Here is a 12,766-nt window from a genome sequence, read left to right on the forward strand (position 1 = left end):
ACGTCCTACTGATCCGGCCGACGCGCAGCATCGCCTACCACCTGCGCTGGTCACGATGGCGACGCCACCACCAGGCACGAGCCAGACGAGCCCACTACACCCGGCGACTCACCCTCGAACTCCAGCCATGATCACGAATGGCGGCTGCCGTACTAAGGCCGCCCATGAAGCAGCGACCTGGTTAGTCGAACCGCAGTCCGCCACCGGATCCGGTTGACCGCGGTCGCGGCCAGCTCGACCTGGCTCTGTAGGCCGGTGGTCGGAACCGGTTGCGATGGCAGCGCAACCACCTTCCTGGTCGGGATCGCCCTGATGCTAGGAATCCGCCGGCCACCCTGGGAAGCCCGCGACCCCAGGAGGCCAACAGAGCCGATCCGTAAGGCGGCTCGCTACCGGTGCCTCTTTCTGGTTCGGCACCGGGAGCTGCGGTGGTTAGCCAGCCTGAACTTCGTCGTATGCGGCCTGCTCGCCCCATGCAGCTCATCCTGCCGTCCGGCAGCAAAGTGGACGGAACCCGACCGAACAGCTCGCTTGGTGCTCCCGCTCGGCGGCATCGGCGGGATCGGCGGCAGGAACAGGCCCCCGATCAACTGTCCTCTGCTGCGATTTCGAGTGCGTTGGCCTAGCCGGTGCCCTGAGGGAGCCCGAGCAGATGTCTTCCAGATGGCGTGCGAGCTCCGGCTCGGAGTTACCGAACACTCCCTTCCGTACGGCGGTCAGGCCGGGGCCGAGCCGCAGGTGCAGGCCCCAGGTGAGATGGCAGGGCGCGAATCCGAGCTCGACGTCCTGGTACAGACCCCGGCCGACGACCTCGCTGAGCGCCACGGCGTACTCGGTGAGCAGCGCCCGCTCGCCCATACCTCCGAAGACTTGGTGGAGCGAGACGAACGTCACGAGGTCGATGCCGACCGGGCCGGTCCCCACGTGCTCCCAGTCGATGAGCACCAGACGCCCGTCGGCGGCCAGGCCAAGGTTGCGCACGTGGAGGTCGCCATGGAGCAGGGTGAGTGCGCTCCGGCCAGCCTCGGCGGTGAGCCGGTCAAGCGCGTCCAGGCAGGCATGCAGCCGCCGGACCTGGCCGGGCGAGAAGAGTCAGGCGAGCCGCGGGTCCGTACCGAGCAGGCTGAGGTTGCGGTGGCCCGCCGCCACCTGGTGTGCGTGGGCCGCGTAGCCGTCCCGTTCCAGCCAGGGTGCGCCGAGCAGGGTGGGGTCGCCGCCATCGGAGCGTTCCGCGCGCCACGTGGTGCCCATCCGCGGGGGTCCAGCGGTGGTCGATGGCTTCCGCGACATCCCGCACGAAGATCCAGTCCCGGCCGTCGTACCGCACCGATCCCGCGTCGGGCGGGTGCTCAGCTGAGCGGGAAGGGCCCTCGGCAACGGGTTGGAAAAACCGGGCCTCCCGGTACGCGCCGCCGTCGCCCAGGTCGGCGACGAGCCTCAGCACGGTGGCCTGGCCCAGTCCCGGCGAGAGGCCCTCCGTGGCGAGAACCCTCGCCACCGGCCGGCTCAGATACTCCCCCAGTGCCCGCGCGAGCTGCTCCGGAGCGGGAAACCAACGGTCATTCATGTCGACCATCTCAACCTTGAGGAACTGGTGCACCCGGGAGAGTCCCCGGGTGGCACGCTGGTGCGGATGTACTCCTGCAGGTCGATCGGCTGCACGTCCCGCCGACGCAGGTTCTCCGTGATCAGAGCGGAATTCTCCGCCACAAAACGCCTGTCGAGCATCAGCACCTTCCGGTATTGAAGTACCGAAACCCTTCGCCTTCACGATAATGAGTGCAGGCAGGCTGTTCCGGATAGGTGGTGTTCACGTGGTCAGGGCACGACCAGCCGCCGGCGGTGGGCGGTGGGTGGAGATCTCCCCGGAGCGAATTCGTGGTTGGCTCGACGGCTTCTACAGCCGCCACGACGGCGCCACCGAGCAGGGCCTCGTGCTGACCGGCGTGAACAACGGTGATACCGCCACGCTGTATCCGCCACCGGGACTGGCCGAGGCGAAGGATGTCGACACGCTGCTGGCCGGCATCATCCGACCGCCCCGGATCGCCGTGCTGCTGGCCCGTAAGGGTGCGGTTGCCGCCGGCGTCGCGGACGGAACGGCCATCACCGTCTCCAAGGTCGAGCGCTTCTACGTACAGGGTCGCACCGCGGCCGGCGGTTCCTCGCAGCAGCGCTACGCACGTCGCCGCGCCAACCAGGCCCAGGCTGCTACTCAGCGGGCTGCGGACATCGCCGCGCGGATCATGCTGCCCCATGCACCCGGTGTTGTCGCCGAACCTCACGATGCAGTCAGGTCCCTGGTCTGTGGCGGCGACCGATCGATGATCGAGGCAATACTGACAGACCGGCGTCTGTCACCACTGGCACTGCTGCGTCATCCGCACCTGCTCGATTCGGCCGAGCCCCGTCTGGCCATCCTGGCGGAAGCCGCGGTTGCGGCCAGACGGATCCGCGTCCATCTGATGCCATGACCACGATCAGGTCCGGCTGATCGACGACGACCGCCCAGGATGATGCACGAGGGGCCCAACAGCGCCGGACCTGTACGTCCCGTAGCCCGCCCCACCCTGCGGCACAATCGGGTATCTGAGGTTCCCCGACCTGGTACTCCCGGGCGCCGATTCTCTCCAAGCGAAGGCCGGCAACCAGCGAGCCCAGCTGGCCGGCCCGGACCAACGACAGATCCCCAGGAGAGTGCCGGATCACCAACTCGTCCGCGAGGAACGATACGAACACGTGCGGCAGTGCCTCCCGAAACAGCTCACCGAAGTACCCGTCGAACGTCATCAGCTGGTCCGTGGCGATGGAGCCGGCCACAGCAATCTTCATCTCGACCTCGCGGAATCGTCGGATTCGGGCGCGGCCCGAACACCGGAGTAGCTACTGGACCGTCATGGTGAAGGGACATCGGTCGACTGCTATCCGGTACCGACGGGAGCGGAGCAGGCGCAACCGGATTCCCGGCGCATCCGACCCAGCCCGCGGAGGGTCACGCGCACCGGCACGGCCGGGCTCCCTGCCGGTGCGCCCGGCGCTTACGTGCTAGGCGGTGCTGGTGTCACCGCAGCGGCATGCAGGACGGCACCTGACACGCAGCTGCCCGTCGTCGGGCCTATGGGGGCACTATCGTTCTGGGCGTGCACATCCGTTTTGACGTCCCGGCCGATCCCGCCTACCCGAGCCGCGTGGCCGCTGCGCTCACCATTGATCAGCTACGCAAGTACTTATACCTCGGCGCGGCGCTGGCAGCGGCGGGGGCGGCCGGCCTCGCCGTATCGCGCAGCCTCGGGTGGGGCGACCAGATCCAACCGCTGTGGCTGACGATGCTCATGGGCGGCCTGCTGGCGATGCTGTACTGGCCATGGGTCCGGCTGCGCGCCCGGCGACGGTCCAGTGACTACGCTGTCGAGGGCGCCTATGAGATCACTGACGACAACATTCTGATGCGCAGCGGCTCGCAGACCAGCGGCATCGCCTGGGACGGGGTCGATCAGGTTAAGGCCACCCCCGAGTTCTGGATCCTGTACGTCGGTCAGATGCCGGCGACCGTAATCCCCCGTCGGTTGCTCTCTGCCGAGGACGCCGAGACGCTACGTGCCTACCTGGCCGAACGCGGGCTGCTTCCGGTCCGATGAAATCGCATTCGGAGATATCGCCACCGCGCTCCGCGACGCCGACCCGTGGCCGACGAGGATGAGCGGATCGTGGTGCTGGCCCGCACGCCGCGGGACACCGCGGTCTGCCCGATATGCGGGGCCTTGTCGGGACGGGTGCCCGGCTTCTACGGCAGGTCGAGGAGTTGCTCGTAGAAGCCACCGATCTGGCGTTGCCGGTCGATGAGGTGGATTTCAAGGATCCAGTGGCAGGTCCGCCCGGTGCGATCGAGGCGTCGCATCTGGTCGGTGCTGCCCTGGGCAATGTAGTACTCGATGTCGTCGCCGCTGATGCGTTCATGGGGGAACTCGCCGACGAGGTGACCGGCGTGCGGTCCGCCGTACTCCCAGCCGCGTTCGGCGGTTAGGCGCAGGATCTCGGCGAACAGTTGCTCGCCGGTGATCTCGAGGTGCTGATGAAAGTGCCGCCGCCCAGCGTCGAACACCTCAGGGAGATCTTCGAGGAGGCGGCGCTTGACGGGGTCGTCGCCGAGGATGAAGGTGCGGCCGAAGTCGGCTTCCCAGCCGTCGAAGATAGGACCGAAGTCGCAGAAGACGATGTCGTCGGTCTCGATGACGCGGTCGGGCGGGTTCTGCCGGTAAGGCTGGAGCGTGTGCGGTCCTGATCGGACGATACGCTTGTGCCAGAACTTGCGTACGTCGAACATCTCGTTGGCCAGGTCGCGAATGTGGTCGCTGACCTCCCGGTCGCTGCGGCCTGCGGCGATCACCCCTCGCCGTTCGACCTCGGCAAACAGGGCGACGGCCCTCGCTTCGGCATCCAGGAGCCGCGCGGCCCGATCGGCCTCGGTAGGCGTTGTCGTCATGGTCGTCACCGTTCCGATGGGTGGTGTGCGGTAAGCAGAACGAGCAGCCTGTCGGCGTGCCGCAGGAAGGTTACGGCGGATTGGCGGCACGGGCGCGCGAGTCGAGGACCATCTCCGGAGGCCCTCGGTAGGCCTCGGTGAGCCCGTCGACGCAGCCGAGCGGAATCGCGAGCGTGGTCACCTCGGCCGGCTATCGAGACCGGTAACGAGGCGTTCGACGGGCGGGTGCCTGCGGGCTTCGGCGGCGATGAGCTCAGGCACGCGCTTAGTGAATCACAACCGCTCCAGGCGTGCCGGGTGGTAGTTGATCGCGGTCATCTTGCCCCAGGCGACGCCGACGTCGGCTCCGCCAGGAGCGAGATGCGGGGTAGCCGTCTTCTCCGAGGCCCCGGCGACGCGGTGCCGGTCCTGGCACATCTCGGCACCACCGCCACGTCGGACGGGCCACTCCTTAGCGCAATTGCTGCTCGGGGAAATTGCGCGTTCCCGATCTGCACTCAAGTTGCCTCCGTGCAGATCGAGAGGGCGGGCGTTTTGCCTGGTTGAACACGTGAATGAGTGACGCCAGCCCGCCGGGTACACAACCTGGAAGCACCTCATTCATAGATCGGCGATTGTGTTACGACTAGATGTCGGCTAGCCTCATCGGGGAGCGAGGACCGGGGGAAGCTCATGTCTCGACGCCGAATACTTGCTATTGGCGACAGCATCAGGCTCGTACCGAAAGCAAGGACGGCAGATGTCGATGTCGTTTACATGCAGAAGCCATCACAGTTTGATCCGAACCTGACTGCGCACTGCCAGCAGATTGTTCTGGTCGACTATCAGCACATCCCAACCGCTGTCGCCATGGCGACGCCTCAGTCGAGCCCTCCCTCACCGTCCTGGACGCGGTCGGAAACGCCGAGGCAGCTAACTACTGGCAGCCCACCTGCGCGTGCTGGCGCTACTCACCGGCGACTCGGACGTCGTGAGCGGCGTGTTCACCCACGGCCGCCCGGAAACCGAAGACGCCGAAGCGCTGGTCGGGGTGTTCCTTCAGTTCCAACCCCACCGGGTACGGATCGGCATGCAGACGTGGCTGGAGATCACCGAGCAGGTGTTCGCGTCCGAAATGCATGCGGTTCACGAATGCGCCGCCTCGGCGGCGACGGCCGGTGAGCTTCGCTACGCCGCGCCGTTCAACTACACCGGACTTTCCCGCCTACGCGGAGGTTTCCACAGAAAATGCACCGAACGCCTCCGTGCCCGGCAGCACCCGCCTATCTGAGATGGAGCACCATGAAAGCCTTCCGCAACCCAGGGCTCCGGCAAGGTAGCGATATGACCGTTGTGGCCGGTTGGGTGGGGACGCTCCGGATCATGGTGGTATAGAGACGGGCGCGGCCTTTCGATGATCATCCAGGTGTCGAGTCTGGGAAGATCAAAGAGGACCACGCCCGTTGGGATCATCATCGCTGATTGATGTGTTGGCCGTGCACGCGGACCACCTGGATGAGTCGTTGCCGGTCCAACGCCGGTCGAGCCTGGTCACGGCGTTGGCGGCAGTGCCGGACCGGCGAGACCCCCGCGGTGTCGTCCATGCGTTGCCCGCGGTCCTGGCCACTGCCGTCGCGGCGGTGCTGACCGGTGCCCGCTCCGCGGCGGCGGTCGCGGAATGGGCCGCTGATGCGCCGCAGCAGGTCCTCGCTGAACTGGGCGTGTTCCGGGATCCGTTCACCGGGGTGCATCGAGCTCCGGACGAGTCCACGTTCCGGCGAATCCTGGCCGGTATCGACGCCGACGCCCTGGACGACACGGTCGGTCGGTGGGTCCTCGCGTGCCAGCCGGCGGCGACCACCGGGCGACGGGTGTACAGCGTGGACGGCAAAACCTTGCGGGGCAGCGGCCCGGCCGGTGAACAGGTGCATCTCCTCGCAGTGCTCGACCAGCACACCGGGACGGTCCTGGGCCAGGTCGACGTCGACGGCAAGACCAACGAGCTGACCCGCTTCCAGCCGCTGCTGGGCCCTCTCGACCTGACCGCGGTGGTCGTCACCGCCGACGCGTTACACACCCAGCGCGAGCATGCCCGCTGGCTGGTCGACACCAAGAAGGCCGCCTACGTCTTCACCGTGAAGAAGAACCAGCCGCGTCTGTATCGGCAGCTCAAGACCCTGCCCTGGACGAAGATCCCGATCCAGGACGAGACCAGCACCCGCGGGCACGGCCGCTACGACATCCGCCGCCTGCAAGCAGTCACCTGCACCGGGCCACTCGCCCTGGACTTTCCCCACGCCGTACAAGCACTACGGATCCGCCGCCGACGGCTGAACCTGGCCACTGACCGCTGGTCCACCGTCACCGTCTACGCGATCACCAACCTGAGCGCAGCCCAGGCCGGCCCTGCCGAACTGGCCGACTGGCTGCGCGGGCACTGGGCCATCGAAACTCTGCACCACATCCGCGACACCACCTACGCCGAGGACGCCAGCCGCCTACGCACCGGCAACGCACCCCGCGCCATGGCCACTCTGCGCAACACGGCGATCAACCTGCTCCGGCTAACCGGCATCACCACCATCGCTGCAGCCCTACGCCACAACAGCCGAAACCCATACCGGCCACTCCAACTACTCGGACTCGACTGAAACGGCCATATCGTCACCTTGCCGGAACCCTGTTCCGCAACCCCCCGCAGATCGCAGCGCCGCTCGCCGCCTACTCCCATCAGGCGGAGATCACAGGGTCGGTCAGGTGGCTCGTGCTCTCCGGCCAGGTCGGGATGACGCCCGCCGGTGAGCTTCCCGACGATCCGATCGAGCAGTTCGGCCTGGCCTTGGAGAACGTCACGGCCAACCTGGCGGCTGCTGGCATGCGTCCGGAGGACCTGGTCAAGCTGACGATCTACCTCGTCGGCGAGATCGACCTGCCCCGTCGGAGGAAGCGACTGAGCGCATGGCTAAACGACCTGCGGCCCTGCATGACCGTCATGACCGTTGCCGGTCTGGCCACGCCTGACCTGCGCGTCGAGATCGAAGCCATCGCCTGTGCCGAAGACACTCCGACCATCGGGAGCCAACAGTGATCATCGACTCCACGGCGTCCAGACCTTCCCCCAACCCGACGGCTACCGCATCCACTTGAGGGTGATCGACGAATCGAGCAGCACGGACGAATCGGTATGTTGGGCGTGGACCTGCGGGGATGCGGTGGACGCAGGGGGACTGGGCTGGATGCGGCCGGACAAGTTTCCTAAAGAGTGGAAAGTGGAAGGGATTTCATTCCACTTCGGCCTACGGGTCAGAAGGTTAGGAGTTCGAATCCCTTCGAGCACGCAAGATCGTGAAAGGCCTGAGCTGCGGAAATGCGAACCAGGCCCTTTGTGCTGTGTGGCCTGTTTGGATGGTGGCTGTCAGGTGGGCGCGATGTGGGTGCAGCCCTGGAAGCGGCCTTCTCGCGGGTTAGTCGGGACGGTAAAGTCGCCGGTGGCCGCCCATCGGCAGGAGGAACGGCTGCGTCAGCTCACCGATTCGTTGCGGAAGCGGTGGCCGGTCGAGGGAACGATGCCCGGGTCGCCGACATCATCAAGGCCGAGGAGTCGTCATGAATGTCGCTGCCATTGTCGGCGGAGTGCTCGCGCTGGTCGTCATCGTGGCGGCACTGCTCTACCTGAGACGATGGCGGGGCGCCCCGCAGGCCCTCGGCCGGTCACTGCGGCTGGTCGCCCTGGGATTGGCCCTAGGAATCGTCGTCGCCCTGCTGCCCGACACCGTATCCGACAACGGCGCCGCCACCGGCTACCTGCTGGGTGTGCCGGTGGTCGCGGCCCTGCTGCCCCTCGCCGCCGACCTGACCGGCCGCGCCGTCGGCGCCACGACGGCGCTGTGCACGCTGGTGATGCTGGCCTGGGGCCTGCTCCTGGGTCTCGGCGACGGGGTCTACGTCGTGGTCCCGGCGCTCGTCCTCGGCGCGGCGGCGATCGCATCGATCACCCCACGACGTGGGCTACCCGTCCGCGAGCGCGGCGATCGTCCGGTCGACGCCTGACGATCCCGACGACACGTGCCCCGGCCGGCCTCGGGGCCGGCCGGGACACGTGTCGTGTGCTCAGTCGAACGAGATCCGCAGCAGGGTGGTGAAGCGCTCGGCGTACGCCCGCACGCCGGCCGCCTTCGCGCGCTCGTGCTGCGCGTACGCCTCCTCGCCGGCCGCGGCGATCGCGGCCTCCCGGTTGGCCCGCAGGTTGTCCAGCCACGCCTCGCAGGTACGCGGGCGTCGACGCGCACCGACACCACGTCGAAGATCCGCTCGCTGGCCTGCACGATCCCAGTGCTCACAGGCGCTCCTCAGGGGAAATGGTGCGGGGCTGGTGTAGATGGCGGCGACGTCCCACCCAGGGGCCAGGTGAACGGGAAGCGTTTGGGACCAGGTCAGCGCCGCGCCGCTGACCTCGTCGACGAGATCGACGGAGCGCGCGGAGATCCCGAGGTCGCCGGGGGCGAGGACGAGCGTGCCCCGGCGCGGGACGTCGGGGTCGAGGCTCACCACGCACAGGACCATGTCCCCCGTGGCGGGGGCCCGTCCTCGAGTACCCGATCAGCCGACCGTAGTCGATGTAGTGCAAGCGCAGGGTACGCAGCTGGTGTAGGACGGCAGACACCCGCCGGATCTGGTTGAGCTCGCCGATCCACCGGTCCAGCCTCCGCACATGGACTACGCATTCCAGGCCGAGGGCCTGGTCAAACGCTGCGGCAAGAAGACCGCGCTCAGCGGACTCGACCTCGCGGCGCCGGCTGGTACGGCCGGCCCACCAGTCACCGGCGGAAGTCGCGCAACCAGGAGCGGAGCTCGCGCTCCACGACCTCGGGACGCTCCATGGTGAGCGCGTGCGCGGTGTCCGGCACCCGTAGGAGGCTGGCCTTCGGGCTGGCATTCTCGAGCGCGGCCGCCATCGCCTTCGTCCCGGCGGTGTCGGCCTCACCAACGAGCACTCGTACCGGGCAGGTGACGTCGGGCAGCCGGGTGGCCGCCGCCGGCTCGACGGAGGTGAAGTCCGGGGTGTCCTTCTGCTGCGCGTAGTTCACCCGGGACATCTCGATCACGCTCGTGCGGACCGCCTGGCGCCCCTCGGCCTGGTCACGGGTCGGGCCGTCGACCAGTAACCGGACCTCGTTGGCGATGATCTCCTCGACCTCCCACGCGTCCTCGGCCGCACCGATCGCCGCGACCAGTTCCCGCTCGTCGTCGGCCACCGGCGCGTCGAACCCGCCAATGTCCGGTGCCAGGAGGAACAGGCCGCGCACCCGCTGCGGCTGGGTGAGCGCGAAGTCGACGGCCAGCCTGGCCCCCCGCGACTCTCCCACCACGACAGCGCTGTCCAGACCGTACGCATCGAGAAAGGCGGCCAGGTCGGCCAGGTCCGAGTAGGTGCCGCCCATCGACGTGGTGGATCGACCAAAACAACGACAGTCGTAGGAGACCGTGAAGAACTCGTCGCCGACCGCGCGCATCAGGGAAAACCACATCTGCGAGTGCGCGATGCCGGAGTGCACGAAGAGGGCAGCGGGACGAGTCGGGTCGCCGCCGCTGCTGGTGAAAAGCAAACCGCCAGGAACGGTCACACGACGAGATTCCATCGGGAACAGTAGCCTTTCATCGATTCTTCGTGGCGTGCTGAGACACATTCGGCGAGCCCACGGACACATCCGAGCAGGAACAGGTAGTCGCTCTTCCAGGAAACCGGGACTCTACAATCGGCCCCTGATCGAAGCAACGCGATATATAGCTTCGCCCGCCGCCTGCCGGCCGCCGCACGCGCTGAGGTCGATGCCCACCGAAGGGCATTCCCGTCGTACGTCCACACCGGGTAGTGGCCTGACCTGCCAGAACGTCGGCAGCAGTTCGCCGCCAGACAGTTGACCGGCCTCGAACTCCTCGGTCCGCCAGGGCGATGGGGTGGTCGGCTCCACCAGGGGGAAGCCCGACCGGATCTGTCGACCACCGTTGCCCGCACGATTGGATACGCTCAGCCGCCTTCGACAATCGCTGTGGTGATCGATTCGATCATGCTGCTCGCCTTCGCTGGCGCCCTCGATTGCACGAAGGAGGTGGGAGCCCCTGCCTGTCAGGCGGAGATGAGGCAGCCTCCCCGGTCGAGATAGGCGTGCCGGGTGACAGGAAGAGGATCCCTGTGACTACCCAGTACTCCAGGTGAGCAGGGCGGACGGCCGAAGCGTCAGACGGTCACCGCGGAGTACAAGCTGCGGATCGTGGCGGAGTACGACGCGGCGAAGGCCTCGGGTGAGGGCGGACGATCCCGCAGTTGGGCGCGACCGGGCCGTCACAGGTCTGGTCACGGGACACCACCCGCCTGAAAACCACAGCGCGGGGCGTGTTCTACCACCGGTACGTGATCATCGACGTGTGCTCTCGCTACATCGTCGGCTGGCACGTCGCCACCGGCGAGGACTCGATACTCACCCGCGAGCTGATCGATGACGCCATCACCCGCAACGGCGCACGGCCCGAGGTCCTACACGCCGACCGTGGCTCCTCGACCTCGAAACCCGTCGCCGGACTCCTCGCCGATCTCGACGTCACCCGCTCCTACTCCCGGCCCCGCGTGTCGAACGACAACCCGTACTCCGAAGCGCAGTTCCCCGAAAGCCTCCATGACCCGGCGCGCCGTCACCGCGTGAGCTGGCGACTGGTTGTCGACGCCGGGTCTGGACCGGCTTCGGCCACATCCACCGCTTGATCCCTGCCTGGCCGGGGTAGCTCTGACCCCGGCCAGGCAGGCGCCGGCCTCAGGCGGGGTTCGCCGCGGTGAGGACCTCGAAGGACCACAGCTCCCACTTGTTGGCGTAGGTCACCGATTCGGGAGCGCGATGCGGGCGGGTGGCGTACCAGGCGTCGTACGCCTCAGTGTCACGCCACTGGGTGACCACCAACCAGGTCGTGCGGTCGTCGGTCGGACGCAGCACCTGAAAGCCCTCGAATCCGTCCGCATCTTCGATCTTGCCTGGGCGTGCCGAGAACCGTTCGACGAATTCGTCACCGTGACCTTCGATGATGTCTATCGCATTAATTTTGACGATGCTCATGTGTCGCTCCTCAGGTCGGCGGCCGCGGGTGGCTCAGGCCGGTCGGCATCTTTGACGAACGTCAGCATGACGACAGCGTCACTGACCGCTCGAAGGTCGTGTTTGTGATCTGGAATCACCAGGTAGTCGCCGGCGGAGCCGTGCCACGTCATCTCGGTGGTGCTCACGGTGGCTGTTCCCGACAACAGTTGCAGGGTGGCCTGTCCCGGGTTCTCGTGCTCGCTCAACGCCGATCCAGCCCGCAGGGCCAGCACTAGTTGCTTCAGGCTGCGGTGATCGGCGTTGAGCATGGCCACGGCGCGCCCGGACGAAGCTTCGTGGGCGCGGGTCAAGAGTTCCTGTCCGAGTTCGTGCAGACTTTTCATTGGCGTCGTGGGCATCAGTCTTTCCTTCGGGTGCGGCGGGTCAACGTGATCTGACACGAGTCAGGTCTCGGGAAAGGGGTGAGTTGGGCCGCCACCGATGTCCCGGCAGTGGCGCGGGTGATCCCGTCCACCATGCCGTCGTGTAGGGAGCAGATGACGTCGCCGTAGCCAGGTATGAGGTCGAGGAAGGGGCAGTGCCACAACGTGATGTCGGCGCGGTCCCCGGTGAGCGTGGCGGTCGGCGCGAACTCGTGGGCATCGAAGCGGGATGTGAGCGCGGTTGTGGCCCGAGCGAGTGGGGCGCCGTCGATGGCCTCCGTCGGCTGCTCGGATGCCCACGCCCGTCCGGCGGCACGTGCGAGTGCGCGACCATTCGGCTGCTCGCGCAATGTGCGCGCGAGCAGCCCCGCCAGCAAGCGGTACCGGGTGGGTCCGGCGGTGTCCATGCCGACGGTTGCGCGATAGGTCATCGGTGGGCGGCCACGGCCGCGAGGAGCGCCGGGTACACGCTCGGCGAGCTGCGCGCCAACCAACTCCTCCAGGTGTAGCCGGGTGGTCTCGACCGGCCAGCCCACTTCGTCTGCGACCTGCTGGGCGGTCATGGCACCGGCTGCCCGGTGGAGGACCTGCCGCAGGGCTGTTCGCCGACTCGTCACGAGCCAAATATACACAGGGAAGCTTGGGTAAAATTCACGCTGTTCACCTCGGCCCCCTAAGGGATGTCTCGTAACCCCGATGTCCGTCTGTTAGGGACAGTCGTGCAGGATGTTCGGGGTGCAGGTGATCACGTCAGCCCGCCCGGAGTGGATCTTCCCGTTCACCGGATTGCAGCC

15 protein-coding genes and 1 pseudogene are annotated in these 12,766 nt (G+C 67.2%); 7 read left to right on the plus strand and 9 right to left on the minus strand.

Annotated features, from left to right (window positions below):
- Positions 1–480: 480 nt before the first annotated feature.
- Together H0524_RS14340 and H0524_RS14345 are read right to left on the minus strand one after the other, a co-directional pair.
- Positions 481–1,065, minus strand: coding sequence for a phosphotransferase (locus H0524_RS14340; protein WP_309225108.1), 585 nt, complete (start codon positions 1,063–1,065; stop codon positions 481–483).
- 27 nt (positions 1,066–1,092) lie between these two features.
- Positions 1,093–1,251 (minus strand): hypothetical protein, encoded by a 159-nt coding sequence (locus H0524_RS14345; RefSeq protein WP_180199086.1) that lies wholly within the window; start codon positions 1,249–1,251, stop codon positions 1,093–1,095.
- Positions 1,252–1,814: 563 nt separating this feature from the next.
- Here H0524_RS14345 and H0524_RS14350 point away from each other — a divergent pair.
- Together H0524_RS14350 and H0524_RS14355 are read left to right on the plus strand one after the other, a co-directional pair.
- Positions 1,815–2,474, plus strand: coding sequence for an acVLRF1 family peptidyl-tRNA hydrolase (locus H0524_RS14350; protein ID WP_180199087.1), 660 nt, complete (start codon positions 1,815–1,817; stop codon positions 2,472–2,474).
- A 666-nt stretch (positions 2,475–3,140) separates the two neighbouring features.
- Positions 3,141–3,638 carry a YcxB family protein gene (locus H0524_RS14355; protein ID WP_180199088.1) on the plus strand — a complete coding sequence of 166 codons (498 nt, stop codon included), beginning with the start codon at positions 3,141–3,143 and terminating at the stop codon, positions 3,636–3,638.
- A 146-nt stretch (positions 3,639–3,784) separates the two neighbouring features.
- Here H0524_RS14355 and H0524_RS14360 read toward each other — a convergent pair whose 3' ends face one another.
- Both H0524_RS14360 and H0524_RS14365 read right to left on the minus strand, forming a co-directional pair.
- Complete coding sequence (locus tag H0524_RS14360; RefSeq protein ID WP_180199095.1) at positions 3,785–4,483, minus strand: M24 family metallopeptidase; 699 nt, start codon at positions 4,481–4,483, stop codon at positions 3,785–3,787.
- 273 nt (positions 4,484–4,756) lie between these two features.
- On the minus strand, positions 4,757–4,900 hold the full coding sequence (locus tag H0524_RS14365) for a hypothetical protein (RefSeq protein ID WP_180199089.1): 144 nt from the start codon (positions 4,898–4,900) through the stop codon (positions 4,757–4,759).
- Positions 4,901–5,453: 553 nt separating this feature from the next.
- On the opposite strand from H0524_RS14365, the gene H0524_RS24855 reads away from it, so the two are divergent.
- The 4 genes from H0524_RS24855 to H0524_RS14385 all read left to right on the plus strand — a co-directional run bounded on the left by H0524_RS24855 (position 5,454) and on the right by H0524_RS14385 (position 8,512).
- Positions 5,454–5,753, plus strand: coding sequence for a hypothetical protein (locus H0524_RS24855; RefSeq protein ID WP_255435959.1), 300 nt, complete (start codon positions 5,454–5,456; stop codon positions 5,751–5,753).
- Between the two features lie 172 nt (positions 5,754–5,925).
- Complete coding sequence (locus tag H0524_RS14375; protein WP_218942017.1) at positions 5,926–7,113, plus strand: ISAs1 family transposase; 1,188 nt, start codon at positions 5,926–5,928, stop codon at positions 7,111–7,113.
- 29 nt (positions 7,114–7,142) lie between these two features.
- On the plus strand, positions 7,143–7,550 hold the full coding sequence (locus H0524_RS14380; RefSeq protein ID WP_180199097.1) for a RidA family protein: 408 nt from the start codon (positions 7,143–7,145) through the stop codon (positions 7,548–7,550).
- Between the two features lie 518 nt (positions 7,551–8,068).
- On the plus strand, positions 8,069–8,512 hold the full coding sequence (locus H0524_RS14385; protein WP_180199090.1) for a hypothetical protein: 444 nt from the start codon (positions 8,069–8,071) through the stop codon (positions 8,510–8,512).
- A 60-nt stretch (positions 8,513–8,572) separates the two neighbouring features.
- Here the strand turns inward: H0524_RS14385 and H0524_RS14390 are convergent.
- Together H0524_RS14390 and H0524_RS14395 are read right to left on the minus strand one after the other, a co-directional pair.
- Positions 8,573–9,031, minus strand: a pseudogene (locus H0524_RS14390) (hypothetical protein); the annotation flags it as partial.
- A 248-nt stretch (positions 9,032–9,279) separates the two neighbouring features.
- Positions 9,280–10,086: an alpha/beta fold hydrolase gene (locus H0524_RS14395; RefSeq protein ID WP_180199098.1), complete on the minus strand. Its 807-nt coding sequence runs from the start codon at positions 10,084–10,086 to the stop codon at positions 9,280–9,282.
- Positions 10,087–10,787: 701 nt separating this feature from the next.
- Between H0524_RS14395 and H0524_RS14400 the strand changes: the two genes are divergently transcribed.
- A complete protein-coding gene (locus H0524_RS14400) occupies positions 10,788–11,222 on the plus strand; it encodes a DDE-type integrase/transposase/recombinase (protein ID WP_180199092.1) in 435 nt (144 codons plus the stop codon).
- Between the two features lie 49 nt (positions 11,223–11,271).
- On the opposite strand, the gene H0524_RS14405 is transcribed toward H0524_RS14400, so the two are convergent.
- Genes H0524_RS14405 through H0524_RS14415 form a run of 3 tightly spaced genes read right to left on the minus strand, consistent with a single transcriptional unit; the run spans position 11,272 to position 12,604 of the window.
- Positions 11,272–11,568: an antibiotic biosynthesis monooxygenase gene (locus H0524_RS14405; protein ID WP_180199093.1), complete on the minus strand. Its 297-nt coding sequence runs from the start codon at positions 11,566–11,568 to the stop codon at positions 11,272–11,274.
- A complete protein-coding gene (locus H0524_RS14410; RefSeq protein ID WP_180199099.1) occupies positions 11,565–11,933 on the minus strand; it encodes a hypothetical protein in 369 nt (122 codons plus the stop codon). The genes H0524_RS14405 and H0524_RS14410 overlap by 4 nt, the downstream gene beginning before the upstream one ends.
- 14 nt (positions 11,934–11,947) lie before the next feature.
- Positions 11,948–12,604 (minus strand): metalloregulator ArsR/SmtB family transcription factor, encoded by a 657-nt coding sequence (locus H0524_RS14415; protein ID WP_180199094.1) that lies wholly within the window; start codon positions 12,602–12,604, stop codon positions 11,948–11,950.
- Positions 12,605–12,766: the final 162 nt, after the last annotated feature.

The organism is Salinispora sp. H7-4 (genome assembly GCF_013416675.1).
Classification (GTDB): Bacteria; Actinomycetota; Actinomycetes; order Mycobacteriales; family Micromonosporaceae; genus Micromonospora; species Micromonospora vitiensis.

What these genes read in the sequence shown, in the direction of transcription:
- H0524_RS14410 (WP_180199099.1), bottom strand. Translation starts at nt 11,933, where the DNA reads ATGAAAAGTCTGCACGAACTCGGACAGGAACTCTTGACCCGCGCCCAC.
- H0524_RS14405 (WP_180199093.1), bottom strand. Translation starts at nt 11,568, where the DNA reads ATGAGCATCGTCAAAATTAATGCGATAGACATCATCGAAGGTCACGGT.
- H0524_RS14385 (WP_180199090.1), top strand. Translation starts at nt 8,069, where the DNA reads ATGAATGTCGCTGCCATTGTCGGCGGAGTGCTCGCGCTGGTCGTCATC.
- H0524_RS14365 (WP_180199089.1), bottom strand. Translation starts at nt 4,900, where the DNA reads ATGTGCCAGGACCGGCACCGCGTCGCCGGGGCCTCGGAGAAGACGGCT.
- H0524_RS14345 (WP_180199086.1), bottom strand. Translation starts at nt 1,251, where the DNA reads ATGGGCACCACGTGGCGCGCGGAACGCTCCGATGGCGGCGACCCCACC.
- H0524_RS14360 (WP_180199095.1), bottom strand. Translation starts at nt 4,483, where the DNA reads ATGACGACAACGCCTACCGAGGCCGATCGGGCCGCGCGGCTCCTGGAT.